The 12051-nt window shown below is 57.6% G+C and carries 12 protein-coding genes and 1 pseudogene; all 13 read right to left on the bottom strand.

Going from position 1 to position 12051, the window contains the following annotated elements:
- Positions 1-672, bottom strand: coding sequence for a hypothetical protein (locus H8F22_RS03300; protein WP_020300895.1), 672 nt, complete (start codon positions 670-672; stop codon positions 1-3).
- Positions 669-1211, bottom strand: coding sequence for a PFGI-1 class ICE element type IV pilus protein PilL2 (gene pilL2, locus H8F22_RS03295; protein WP_020300894.1), 543 nt, complete (start codon positions 1209-1211; stop codon positions 669-671). Before pilL2 ends, H8F22_RS03300 begins: the two co-directional genes overlap by 4 nt.
- Before the next feature lie 106 nt (positions 1212-1317).
- A complete protein-coding gene (locus tag H8F22_RS03290; RefSeq protein ID WP_020300893.1) occupies positions 1318-2073 on the bottom strand; it encodes a DUF5983 family protein in 756 nt (251 codons plus the stop codon).
- A gap of 52 nt (positions 2074-2125) precedes the next feature.
- A pseudogene (radC, locus tag H8F22_RS03285) lies at positions 2126-2506 on the bottom strand (RadC family protein); the annotation flags it as partial.
- A 215-nt stretch (positions 2507-2721) separates the two neighbouring features.
- On the bottom strand, positions 2722-2979 hold the full coding sequence (locus H8F22_RS32510) for a hypothetical protein (RefSeq protein ID WP_032903653.1): 258 nt from the start codon (positions 2977-2979) through the stop codon (positions 2722-2724).
- 70 nt (positions 2980-3049) lie between these two features.
- Positions 3050-3631 (bottom strand): STY4534 family ICE replication protein, encoded by a 582-nt coding sequence (locus H8F22_RS03280; protein ID WP_020300891.1) that lies wholly within the window; start codon positions 3629-3631, stop codon positions 3050-3052.
- Between the two features lie 897 nt (positions 3632-4528).
- Positions 4529-6496 (bottom strand): DNA topoisomerase III, encoded by a 1968-nt coding sequence (locus tag H8F22_RS03275; protein WP_020300890.1) that lies wholly within the window; start codon positions 6494-6496, stop codon positions 4529-4531.
- 225 nt (positions 6497-6721) lie between these two features.
- Positions 6722-7192 (bottom strand): single-stranded DNA-binding protein, encoded by a 471-nt coding sequence (locus H8F22_RS03270; RefSeq protein ID WP_020300889.1) that lies wholly within the window; start codon positions 7190-7192, stop codon positions 6722-6724.
- Positions 7189-7707, bottom strand: coding sequence for a DUF3158 family protein (locus tag H8F22_RS03265; protein WP_032903630.1), 519 nt, complete (start codon positions 7705-7707; stop codon positions 7189-7191). The genes H8F22_RS03270 and H8F22_RS03265 overlap by 4 nt, the downstream gene beginning before the upstream one ends.
- Positions 7704-8459, bottom strand: a complete 756-nt coding sequence (locus tag H8F22_RS03260; protein WP_020300887.1) for a PFL_4669 family integrating conjugative element protein — start codon at positions 8457-8459, stop codon at positions 7704-7706. Before H8F22_RS03260 ends, H8F22_RS03265 begins: the two co-directional genes overlap by 4 nt.
- Before the next feature lie 264 nt (positions 8460-8723).
- Entirely contained in the window at positions 8724-9914 is a 1191-nt protein-coding gene (locus H8F22_RS03255; RefSeq protein WP_020300886.1) for an STY4528 family pathogenicity island replication protein, read from the bottom strand.
- A complete protein-coding gene (locus tag H8F22_RS03250; protein WP_020300885.1) occupies positions 9911-10459 on the bottom strand; it encodes a DUF2857 domain-containing protein in 549 nt (182 codons plus the stop codon). Before H8F22_RS03250 ends, H8F22_RS03255 begins: the two co-directional genes overlap by 4 nt.
- Positions 10456-12042, bottom strand: coding sequence for a ParB family protein (locus H8F22_RS03245; RefSeq protein ID WP_020300884.1), 1587 nt, complete (start codon positions 12040-12042; stop codon positions 10456-10458). The genes H8F22_RS03250 and H8F22_RS03245 overlap by 4 nt, the downstream gene beginning before the upstream one ends.
- Between the last annotated feature and the right edge of the window lie 9 nt (positions 12043-12051).

The following is a 12051-nucleotide window of genomic DNA, read 5'->3' as shown; positions in this document are numbered from 1 at the left end:
TCAAGGGAGGTGCACGGTCTGGTCTGGCTGAGCGGCCACCGCGAAGATGGCTGAGTTCGGCTCCAGCACTTTCAGGTACCAGGCTCCGAGCTGCTCGCCGCTATGCAGCAGCCGAACATCTATGAGAGAGCGACTGTCATGAGGTGCGACTGCCAAAAAGCGCTCACCACCACGGGATTCGACCCCCAACACCGAGAACGGTGGCGAGAGCGGGACGGGCTTGGGGCGAGCGGTCTTTTTCGGTTTAGTCGCGGAAGGCGACGGCGGTGGGGGTGATGGCTGGGTCTTGTGCTCCTGGAACTGCTGCTCGACCTGTTCAAGGTGTGCGCGCAGCGCTGTCAGTTCTGCCACGGTGGCGCGGGCTGCCAGACCATCGCGCAGCTCCTGTATTTCTTGCGCCCACTGATCCAGCATCGGATCGAGGGTATTGGCCTGTTGCTCACTAGTATCGACCATCTGCTTCAGGTCTTTCAGCGCGTACTGCAGCTTCTCTTGTGCATCCTTGAGGGCGCTTGAATCATGTTGCAGGGTGTCCAAAGTTTGTCGGTATTGCGTGTCCGTGCTCTGCAGTTTTGCCATGCGTTGATACTGGTTATACAAACCACCGCTCAGCCCGGCGACCGCCAGGCAAAGGAGCCCGATGATGAGGGTTTGAAACGTTGAGGCTTTCATGACCGCGCCTCCGATTGATGGGGCAAGACGGGTGTAATCAGCGCGACACCGGCATCCGTTTTCTGCTGTTCGAAGCAGACCGAACGGCTGACTTCATCGGTCGTGAGTTGCCAGGCGGGGCCAGCCAGCACTTGTAGCGCGCGGCGCAAAGGGATTGGACCAAGCCGGTAATGGGCTGCAGGCAGAGGCCGGGTAAACAGCAACTTCACCGACGCAGTAACGGGGCAGAGCGAATAGCCCGAGCGCTGCAATACGTACTGCAACGCATCCTGCACTGAGGGGTTTAGGCTGGACGGGATGTTCACTTCAATGATTTGAGCGAGAAGATAGCGTTGTTCCGTGGTGGGCTCGGTGCTGACCAGCGTATAGCGGCCATAGCGGAGTTCTGTCGGATGGTTTCCTTCCGCTGTGTCCCTCGAAAGCTGGGCCCGATTGGAGCCACTGTCGATCTCTGGATGGGTTGGCAATGTATTGGGGATTTGCGCGGTGCAGGCGCTCAACAAACCCAGCAGGCAGACAGGCGTGAAAAAACGCTCCATGGAAAAAACCTCATGACAGATTCAGTGCAAAACCTGACATGAGGTGAAGGAGCAACTCAGTGAGAAAGTTGATTCAAGGCGGGTCGTGTTAACGCTGAACGCGTTGCTATTCATCAAAAATAGCGAGCCCATTCAAGACGGCAGCGTCGGGGTCGAAGATCAACAATCTCGCATCCGCCAATGCCGCCAGGTACAGTACGTTGACTAGGACTTCCGGTGTGCCTGCGTCGAGTTGCTCTTGTCTCAAGCTTGAATAACGTTTGCCCTCAATGTTCAGCAAGTTTTCGTCCGTCCATGGCGTGCCAATCAGCTTGCAACTGATGCCGCAGCAATCCGGCAACTCGAAAAGCTCGAACAAAAGGCCGGTTTGCCTCGGAGCGGAGTTACTTGCCCATCCTTCCAGATAGAACATCGCTTCTTCAGGAAGGTGTGCGGTACTGATCTCCCAGGCTCGACTGTAGTGCCCCGTTTCGAAGCTCAAGCGATGGACCATGGCTTGGGCTTCTTCCAGGGAGTACAGATCGCCGAGGTGATGCCGCTCGTTGAGCATGTCGCCCATCACGGCGTAGATCACTTGGCGCACCAACCCGGTGGACTGGCAGCGTTCATCTAATTCATCCAATTCATCCGGAATGGATTGGCCTTCGCTGATCAAGGCGAAATCGTCATTGAACAGGCAGGTGAACAGTTGCAGCTCATTGTCGGGCAGATGTGCTTGTGAGTCGTGCACTGGTCGAACGCAGGGAGGGCAGTCGTTTTCGTAGGTGATCAGTAGCAGCCGTTCGATATGAAGGTTGTCGTAGCCGCGAGCAAATGGGGTTGAGGCCATCAGCAGAGCTGGGGCTTGGTGTGCGGGGTTCATGAGGGTTCTCCAGAATGAAAATGAACAAGGCGCCCGAAGGCGCCTGTGAGGGTTAAAGCCAGCCGTATTCGGCAAGGGAGAGAGGACGACCTTCACCCACGATGAAGTGATCCAATACACGCACTTCGATCAAGGCCAAGGCCTCCTTCAGCCGTGCGGTCAAGACGCGATCCGCCTGGCTGGGTTCTGTACAACCCGAGGGATGGTTGTGAACCAAAATGGCGGCCGCAGCGTTATGCGCTAGGGAACGCTTAACGACTTGGCGGGGGTAAACGCTGGCGCCATCAATGCTGCCGTGAAAGAGGACTTCGAATGCCAGCACCCGGTGCCTGGCATCGAGAAAGATCACACCGAAGACTTCATGCTCTTGTTGCGCAAGCTGCAGTTTTAGGTAGGAGGCAACAGTGTCAGGCGACGTCAGGATAGGGCCGCGGGCGAACAGCCGACGATCCAGAATATGCTGCGCTTCGTCGATCAGCTGGTTTTCTTGGACAATGCGATCAGCCTCGAAATCCGAGGTCTCAATCAGTGTAAGTTGGGTGCTCATGGCGGTACCTCCGAAGGGAACAATCAGGGGTACACGCCCGAGGGGAGTGGTATCCCCCAAGGTGGGTGTGGAGTCTTGGGCGTTAGCAGATGGCGCGCTGTTTACAGCCGAGTGAATCGGTGGCGTTGACCGTGTAGATGTGAACCACAGCCGTCGCAAGGCGATGGAGAAAAGGTTCTTATTCCCCAGCCGGCTTCGGGATCGAAGTCGGCACTGATGGGCATCAACCGAACTAGCTCACGATGTATCGCGGCGATGCGTTGTTCGACCTCATCCTGCGAGTAATACAGCGATAAGGTGCTGTAGTCCTCGTAAGCTGTAGCGAACAGGCAGTCGTCGCAAAGCCAGAAGGATTCCATAATGGTCCCCTGTGCTGATTGAAGAAAAGGCGCTCGACGGAGCGCCTTGATGAGGAACATCGTGGACTGTTCAGGCGGACTGAACGGTACGGGTGGCATCACGGCGGGCCGTGCGCGGAGCGGGTGGAGATTCAGGTTCCACCCGAGCCTCTATTGGGTTTTCGGTATCCTCAACTTCGGCATCAGCCGACGGTGGGGATGGTTCACTGTTTGGCGCTTGCTCAGCAGGTGCTGTTGCTTCCTGCCTGGCGGGTGCTTTGTATTCGAACGTGCCGTTGATCTTGATCCAGTCGATGAACAGCAAACGACCTTTCAGGCTGGCACCCGGTTGGCCTTGTTTCTCGCCTTTCTCATAGAGAAACGGATCGATCCACAGGTCGCCGATACGGAACGACAGCAAGACCTTTTTCTCGGCGTTGACGGCGTCCATATAGAGACGAATCAAGCGTTCAGCTTCACCCCCAGCGACTTTGCAGTCGAAGCGGGTGTACTCCACCGCATCGGTGGCACCGTGCAGGGCTGCGATATCGCAGGCAATGAATGGTTGGCCGCGGCGGACTTGGACTTCACGAACACGGTTGAGGTAGCCGATACCGACGGTGTGCAGGTTGAAGTAAGTGGTCGCTTCTTTGGATTGGTTGGCGTGGGCCATGGTGGTTCTCCTGTTTCAAGGGGAAACGGCGACGCACAGTCCCTGATGGGGAAGTGAGCCCCCGTCAGGGTGGGTAAGGTGAAGAAGAGCGATGAACGACTCACCACCGGCAAGCCGATGACGATCAGAACGATGCGTCTGGCGGAATAACGGTGCAGCTGAGGAACGTCTGCGGTAGTGGTTAGCAGACATGGGGTAGTGGGCATTCATCACCGCTGAGGCGGTAACCGTGCGAGCTTCCGAACGCTGATCGCACTTGGGTAAACCACCACGAACGTGGCGTAGCCTTGAAGGTTCAAGCTACCTGGGCTGGGCTGTCAACGACAGCAAACCACGCCCTTTGTATAAGCCTGTCACAGGGGAGCGTCAAGACGCTGCAACCCGATTTTTTATAGCCGGAATACAGTGGCAGTCACTGGACTGAAGAAAGTGAAGAGTGGGCCTGACGGGATGCCAGGCGAGGAAGAAAAAAACCACCTTTGACGGTCTTACGCAGTCGACCAGCGCCTCGCAACACTTGGTTGAACTGCGCCATGATTCGCCAACCGACCCTTGTCGTGGCCTGGGTCGGAACATGCTGGCACGCATCCGCGCACAAAAGGTGCCCAGTGTTTCCCCGGCGGGCTCCGGGACTGAATACGATCGCCGAAGCGGATGACCGCTGTTGCCGGGTAGAGGCAACAGTGGTCATCCGCCACCACGATCAGGTCAAGCACAAAACGGGAATGAAATCCCGCAGAAGAGAAGGCTCCGAACTCGACGAGTTCGACCGAGCTACCCGGAGCAAATCGGTCTTGGGTCGCCATTGGCGATGATCCTGAGGCACTACAGCAGAGAGGGTGGGACGACGTCAAGGCAGAGAACGCACCGTTCTCATAATGATCGTCCCATGGAACATCATGAGCGACGCGTATCTTTACTGATCGACACAGTGCCCTTGCAATCTGGGTAGTGGGAGCATGACCAGAACTGCCCTGATTTTCCTTTACGTCTACGCATCGAGGCATTGCAAATGGGGCAGGCCGGGCCGGCTTCGACAGGTACCGCCAAGGTGAGTGCGCCACAGTGTTCGACCAATTGTGCAATCCAGTTCGCCTGCTTGGCGACGAACGCATCAAGGGTCAGGCGTCCCGTTTCGATTTCGTCCAGGGCCTGTTCCCATATCGCGGTCATGCCCGGATCTGCGATTGCGGCGGGTACCGCCTCAATCAGGGTATGGGCCGCTGCGGAGGCCATTAAGGCGCGTTTTTTCTTCAGCAAGTAACCGCGATCAATCAACCCCTTGATGATGCCGGCTCGCGTGGCTTCGGTACCGATACCGGTAGTGTCCCGAAGTTTCTGTTTCAGGCGTGGGTCGTTGACCAGCTTGGCGACGTTTTTCATCGCCTTGATCAGATCGCCCTCGGTGAGTGGTTTGGGGGCGGCGGTGCGCATGGACTTGAGTTCGACGTCGTCCACTGCGCACTGCGTGCCCTGTTGCAAGACGGGTAAGACTTGGGACTTGTGACTGGGTTCGTCCTCCTCGGTGTTTTCGGAGAGCAAGCCTTTCCAGCCCTGGACCAGGATCTGTTTGCCAACAGCGGTCAATCGTTTTTCGCCACATTCCAGTTCGACCTGGGTTCGATCAAACTCATGAGACGGAAGAAATTGCGCGAGGTAGTGGCTACGAATCAGTTCGTAGACTTGGCGTTCTTGTTCGGACATCCGCGCAAGGTTCGCCGGCTCGGTGGTGGGAATGATGCCGTGGTGCGCGGTGACCTTGGCATCGTTCCACACGCGGGAGTGCAGTGATCGATCGAGTCTTCCGAATGCGGGCCGCAGGGTGGGATCGGTTTTGAGCAGGGCATCGAATACCCCAGATACCTCGTCGAACATACTCTCTGGCAAATAGCGGCAATCACTGCGCGGGTAGGTGGTGGCTTTGTAGGTTTCATACAGAGCCTGGGCGATATTCAGGACTTCCTGAACGCCGAGTCCCAACTTGCGCGAGCAGACTTCTTGCAGCGTGCTCAAGTCGAAGGGCAGGGGCGCCGCTTCGCGGAAATGCTCAGTCTGCAGCGAGAGTACTGTGGCGGTCTTGCTGCAAGAGATCGCTTGGACCGTTTGACTGGCAAGCGCCTGTTGCAGGCAACGACCCGCTTCGTCCTGTCCTGAGCTTGGCGGTAACCACGATGCGATGAATCGCTGACCCCTCGACGATAAGTGCACTTCAACGTTCCAGTAGGGCACCGGAACGAAACTGGCAATCGCACGATCCCGATCGACCACTAGGCGTAAAGTGGGTGTCTGTACGCGTCCAACCGACAGCACGCCGTCGTAGCCTGCCCGCCGACCGAGGAGGGTAAACAAACGACTGAGGTTCATGCCGATCAGCCAGTCAGCACGGCTGCGGGCGAGGGCTGAGTGATAGAGCGGGAAGGTCTCCTGACCAGACTTCAGCGAGGACAATGCTTTGCGAATCGACGCCTCGTTGAGTGCCGACAACCAGAGGCGCTGAACGGGGCCTCGATACTTGCAGAGTTCCAGTAACTCGCGGGCAATCATTTCACCTTCGCGGTCGGCGTCGGTCGCGATGACGACGGTGGTGGCTTTACTGAGCAGGCGCTTGATGACTTTGAACTGTGCCGCAGTCTTGGGTTTGACCTCGACCTGCCACTGCGCGGGAATGATCGGTAGATGATCTAACGACCAACTCTTGAAGTGTTCACCATAAGCTTCAGGCGGTGCTGTCTCCAGCAGGTGACCGATACACCAGGTGACGGTTGTCTCGGGTGCGATTAGGCAGCCATCGCTGCGCCGGCTGGCTCCGAGAACTTTGGCGATGTCACGACCTTGGGAAGGTTTCTCGCAGAGGAAGAGGCGCATAAGACTGCTCCGGATGGGGTCCGGAGCAGAGTTGTTGGAAACAGCAGCTACGAGATATGAGAAACCTGACTCGCAGGTACCTCATATTAGTCGGTGAGGACTGCCTTGACGATCCGATGCTGTTACCCCGTTTTAGCGTGGACGACAGTGTGGGTCTTCACGAGCAGCGAGTAGTAATACGCCAGCAACTTCGCGCAAAGGCGCAATTTTTATGCCTAATGCTCGTCATTCCGGAGGTGGCGGCCCTGTGCGCTTTTTTGGCTTCGACGCAGGTGAGCTGGCTTGCTCTGTATTTTGCCCGACGTGTTTCGCAGATGCTGCCGGTTCATTGGATCGCTCCCGCATGACCACGCTGTGCACTCGATGAGGCAGGATGCCGACTCGACGGGCCTCGATCTTGAAGGTCACCCGCGCGTTGTCTTCGCTGTCCTCCCACTCATCTCGTATCGTGCGGCCCTCGACCAGCACACGCATACCTTTCTGGTACAGCGTGCTCCAGTGTTCAGCCTCGCGGTGCCAGAGCTCAACCGGCGCCCAATAGCCGCCTCGATCTTCGTAGCCGCCCTCGCGTGGCACGGGGTTGTCGAAGTACACATTCAGCCGTAGCAAACGCCGTGGCTCGTCATTGCCTGAGGCGAATTCCTGGAACTCTGGCGCACTGCCGATGTTGCCTTCGCCGACGAAAAAAGTACTCATCGTGATATCTCCGCTGCGGTTGTGAACTGGCGCAGCAGCCGTTCGGCACTGGCCATTTTGATCGCGCAGGTCGAGGCCTGGCGGTAAAGCGAATGCACCACGCTCATCTGCAGGTTCAGTGCAATACGGTTGCATTCGAAACGGTGCAACCCCTCGCGTACGGCCTGCGGTTGGGTCTTGTTGCGGACCTGGCGTTCCCAGACCGCAACCCCCATGCGGGCGAAGTCACGGGTGCGCCAACGCAAAAAGGTGCTGCCCGCGCTGGTGTTCTGCAGCACCAATCGAATATCCAGCAGTGAGTACGGGGGCTGTCCGGCTTGCTGCACAACAGCTTCCATCAGGTGACATAACTGCGCCTCGATTTCCCTCGCCACCTGCGCCAGGTGGTCCAACTCCCCCTTACCCTTAAAAGGTTTTAAAAGGCCTTTTAGGGAGGCAGCGTGTTCGAGCTGTCGATAGGCATCCGGTGTTAACGCTTCGAAGGGCATTGGTTGAGCCGGGATCATGAGATTCATGCTTCGTCCTCCGGCTCATCCACCGTCGCAGATGGCTCTCTCGCTTCCTCTGCCAATGCGTCCGCGTCATCCACTGCCACAGCACCACGACGAATGATCGGTGGCGCGAACTGGGAGCGGCGATGACCCTCAAGAATGTCCATGGGGGGCAAACCCATCTTCTCGATGGCCGCCAGAGCACGGGCATTGTTCGCTGCCATGTCATCACGGGTGACGCCAGAATGCCGATAGCGCTGCGCCTGGCCGAACAGGCTGCGCAGCAGATGGGCGCCGTCATCGATCCAGGCTTCCATGTCGACGCGGCCGATCAAGGCTGTGTGATGGGCCAATAGGGTACGACGCACCAGGGTGTCGTAGTCGGTCAGCAGGTAGACCGCCAGAAAACCCAGCTGGCTGCCGATGTACAACGGCAAGGTGACGGGGTGGATGTTGAGGTTGTCGCCCATGTCGATCTGTGTCGGCAGGTCCTGTCTGATCCGATCCAGCTGTTGGGTCAGTTCCAGCATCCCAGCCTTGGCCTGCATCAGTTTTTCTTCGAGTTGTACGATGGCCCAGTCGGCATAGGGATCGTCCTGAGCCGCGGTTTGTTTGATCAGGTTGGTGACACTGATGTAGCCGGCCATGCCCATGATCGAGTGAACGCCTTCGCGTGCGGTCCGCCCTTGCCAGATACGGGCGGCGTGGTGAGTGTGCAGGGTCAGGGTGATGCTGCTGCGCAATGAACCCAGGTTGAGTTGGTAATGATCGGCCACGGCGTTGTCCTCGCATTCGCTTGGACGGAAACGTTGCGGCAGATGAGGGTCAAGGACAGCCAAAAAACTGAATGCGGTCTGTTCGGTTTGGTTTAAGAGGGCTAATTATGGAGACGTCAGTAGATTTGATGCCACCGGCATCAAATCTACTGACGTCTACGTTCATCGAAAGAGATGTCCCGGCTTTTCCCTAAGAGTTTCATAGTTTGGTCCGATGTGTTCGTAGAGTGGAACACCATGGATTTGATGCCACTGGCATCAAATCTACTGAGGTCCACCGCGTTTGCCACGCAGTTGGCGCAGCTCATTCAGGCACGCTTGTGCGAGGGCAGACGCGGGTTCGCCCTGTTGTCGAGATGGCCGCGAGGGAGCGGGTGGAGGTGATTCTGCAATGGGTGAAGGTTCGGCCTGACCTGCCCAAGGACGAAAGTCACCTTTCAGTGCGCGCTGGATCAGGCCCATCAGATACGCCGCTGGCTTGCGGATTCCACCGGCCGCACAACGTGCTCCCGCTTCGTTGAGCACCGCCTGCCGATCCGCTGGTTTGAGTTTGTTCAGCGCCACGGCGACGGCCTGACGCTCGCTTGGGCTCAGGTGCAGCGCAGCGGGCCAGTGCAGGTTATCCACCGCTGCGGTCGCGCGCGGTACTGTACAAATACTTTCTTTTAATACAGTACAGGCGGCGTTCGGATTCCGAACGGTGTCTGAAACATTGACGTTCAGGCCCGGTTCGGAATCCGAACGAGGGCCTGCACGATTCCGAACGCGGTGATCTTCCTCCCGTTCGGAATCGTGGAAGGCATCAACGGCTGGCTGATCCAATCCTTGCTGCGTCCAGTGTTCGCCCCAGCTGTCGAGCCGCGTCGGTAACCGATCACGATCGATATTCGTGTCCTGGCGGACTTCCTCCACAACGTGCTGAGCGACAATACGCACCGCCTTCGTCGCATGACCGAGGGCATGCCCGACCAGCGCCAGGTAATCCTGATCCAGTTCCATGGCTTCGGCGGGGGTTAACGGCTCATCGTGCAGAACATACAGAAAACCTTGAAGACGTCCGCTGAGCTGATCGCGTCCGCGACTCACCAAACTGAGCCAGCGCGTCAACCTGAGCATCGTCAACACCCGAGCAATGGTTTCACGGGAGGCTGACGCACCGTAGGGCACGCTCGACAGGTAAGGCTGCAAATCCTCATAGCGCGGCGTGACCACGCCCTGGCCTTGCAGCATGAGTCGAAACACCTGCCAGGCATTGCGTTCCAACGGCGTCAACCGACTATCCAACAGCAGCCGACGTGGCACGACTTCGTGAGATTGGCCACTGAATAGAAAGCCAGCTTGCAGGGCCTGGTTGGAGGGTTGTTCAGTGGTAGGGCGTACGGGCCAGCGTTCACTCAGATGCTGGGTGCATTGCTGCAGGACACGCTGCCAACGACTGGAAGGGGCTGTGTTCATGTGCCGTTGCTGTACTGGTCGATTTGTTGCCAGACGATGGTCAAGCTGATCTGTTGCTCCTCCGCCAGCATCATCATGGCGTCGAGCTGGTCCTCGGTACTGTCCTGAGCGCGTAGTTGGCACCAACGCTGCCAGAGCGCATGCTCCTGCGCCTCGCTCAAATTCTGAGGGCGACCTTTTCGGGTTTCTATCTTGAGCAGACGTCGACGCAGGGCGGTTTCCGAATGCGCCAAGCCAAAGCATTGGTACATGATGGTGCTGCTGGCGCCGAGCTTGAGCGCGCGGTTGATCAAGCGCTCGTTCTGCTCGTCACGTTCGGCTTGCTCGATCAACCGATGCAGCACCGGCGAGTCAATCTTGATCTCAACCCAGGGGATGGTTGCATGGGCCAGGCGCGACAACGTAGTGGGCGGTAAGGATTGCAACAGGTAGATGTCGTCCTCACCCAGTCCGAGTGCCTTGCAGCGCTGCAGGTTACCCTGGCGCAGCTCATGCAGTATCTGGGTCAGCATGGCCTGGTTGAGCACATTGAAGGACAGGTTCATGGCAGCTCCTTCGGTGAGCTATCTTCAGGGGGAATCGTTAAGTCGATCAGACGCCGGGCCAGGCGGATCAGGCGATACAGTTTGATTAACAGCCTGTCGGGCAGCCGCTCCAGTCCCACGTCCACGGCGGGACGATTTGTGAGCGGGAGTTGATAGATCCCCAGCAACAATTGGCCGAACAGCGCTGACGGCAGTTGCTTACGATCTTCCCAGTTGACGTCGTCTTGAGCGCGCAGCAGGGCCATGAGCAGTAGGTGAACGCCGGTTGCGTGAGGCGCTGCAAGATCAACTCGCTCGATGTTCAGGGCGAAGCCCAAGCCAAGCGGCTGACCGATGATGCTCTCGGGGTATCCGGCATAGGCCGCCATTTCTCGCGCCAGTCCGGCAATGGCTAAACGCAGTTGTTCGGGTGTATCCAGCGTTGGTGTGATCGTCCAGAGGTCGTCGATTGGGCAGGTTTCGACTGGAGACGTCGCTTTGGTGGCTATCTCGCGATCGATTTGCTCACGAATCTGTTGAACGCGTGATCGAGGATTGACCGCTGGTGAAACATTTGTTTCGGGTTCTGCGAGCAGTTCTTCTGAAACTGACTCTATCCTGCTCTCGACCTGGGTTGATTGTGATTCAGTGTCGGAGGAGGGCGGTTCTGCCGCGGCTTCATGTTCGCTTGGCGAATAGATGTTCTCTGAGGGCCTGGTAGTGACAGCCCCAGGCGTGGATACGACCCGTTGGGTATCGCTCAGCTCCAGGGCCAGCATACGGTAGGACTGTCCGAGCAAGCGGCTCATGCGTTCGAGTAATTCATCCTGGATCTTCTCAAGATCAAAGGATTCAGGATCGCAATCGAAGTAACCCATGGATTCCAGCCAGAACTCTGCAAATGCAACTGTGGCAGTTGGATAACGGTTCCAGATTCGCTCAGCCTGACTACGTAGACCGATCAGACGCTCTATCTGAGGCTTACCCAACCCGGCATACAGAGTTTGTGGAATGGCGGGTAATAAGTGTTCGAGGGTGTCCAGCATCCGGCTGATGTGCGACTGTGAAATCGGATAGCCCCCAGCGGCAAGACGTCGAGCCAGCTCCCGTTGTGAGAGCTGTGGGCCATCCGATTCAAGCATGGTTTTGAGTTTGGCTACCGCCAGAGCCCGTTCGATGAACGTGAGTTGGCCGTGCAGATCGCTTTCCGCCAAATGGCCGAGTAGGGCGTTGGTTTCATTGCTCCAAGGTCGGAACAGGCAGTGAATCCGAAAGAAACGCTCGTCGCGAGTTTCCTGCCACAGCTCGCCGAGAATCGCCAAGCGCGTATTACCGCCGTTGCGGATGATGAAATAGGTTTCTCCCGGGCGACGGGTAATCGGCGGTGGTTGATCCAGCCCGCGTTCACGGATCGAAGCCTTGATATCGTCATACAGCGGATTACGAATGAATCGAGGGTTGTGTTCGTAGGGCCGCAACTGCTCCAGAGTGACCAGCATAGGCGTGTCAGTAAGTGGATCGGATAGCCGCTCCAGTTCTGGACCTCGAGGGAAGTGGTCCTGGTGCAGCTTGTCGGTGATCTGCGCCTGACTGAGCTTCTTCATCGGAACAAC

The sequence above is a fragment of the Pseudomonas mucoides genome (assembly GCF_015461845.1).
GTDB lineage: Bacteria > Pseudomonadota > Gammaproteobacteria > Pseudomonadales > Pseudomonadaceae > Aquipseudomonas > Aquipseudomonas mucoides.
This window is presented reverse-complemented; position numbering and strand designations above follow the sequence as displayed.

What these genes read in the sequence shown, in the direction of transcription:
- H8F22_RS03300 (WP_020300895.1), bottom strand. Translation starts at nt 672, where the DNA reads ATGAAAGCCTCAACGTTTCAAACCCTCATCATCGGGCTCCTTTGCCTG.
- pilL2 (WP_020300894.1), bottom strand. Translation starts at nt 1,211, where the DNA reads ATGGAGCGTTTTTTCACGCCTGTCTGCCTGCTGGGTTTGTTGAGCGCC.
- H8F22_RS03290 (WP_020300893.1), bottom strand. Translation starts at nt 2,073, where the DNA reads ATGAACCCCGCACACCAAGCCCCAGCTCTGCTGATGGCCTCAACCCCA.
- H8F22_RS32510 (WP_032903653.1), bottom strand. Translation starts at nt 2,979, where the DNA reads ATGGAATCCTTCTGGCTTTGCGACGACTGCCTGTTCGCTACAGCTTAC.
- H8F22_RS03280 (WP_020300891.1), bottom strand. Translation starts at nt 3,631, where the DNA reads ATGGCCCACGCCAACCAATCCAAAGAAGCGACCACTTACTTCAACCTG.
- H8F22_RS03275 (WP_020300890.1), bottom strand. Translation starts at nt 6,496, where the DNA reads ATGCGCCTCTTCCTCTGCGAGAAACCTTCCCAAGGTCGTGACATCGCC.
- H8F22_RS03270 (WP_020300889.1), bottom strand. Translation starts at nt 7,192, where the DNA reads ATGAGTACTTTTTTCGTCGGCGAAGGCAACATCGGCAGTGCGCCAGAG.
- H8F22_RS03265 (WP_032903630.1), bottom strand. Translation starts at nt 7,707, where the DNA reads ATGAATCTCATGATCCCGGCTCAACCAATGCCCTTCGAAGCGTTAACA.
- H8F22_RS03255 (WP_020300886.1), bottom strand. Translation starts at nt 9,914, where the DNA reads ATGAACACAGCCCCTTCCAGTCGTTGGCAGCGTGTCCTGCAGCAATGC.
- H8F22_RS03250 (WP_020300885.1), bottom strand. Translation starts at nt 10,459, where the DNA reads ATGAACCTGTCCTTCAATGTGCTCAACCAGGCCATGCTGACCCAGATA.
- H8F22_RS03245 (WP_020300884.1), bottom strand. Translation starts at nt 12,042, where the DNA reads ATGAAGAAGCTCAGTCAGGCGCAGATCACCGACAAGCTGCACCAGGAC.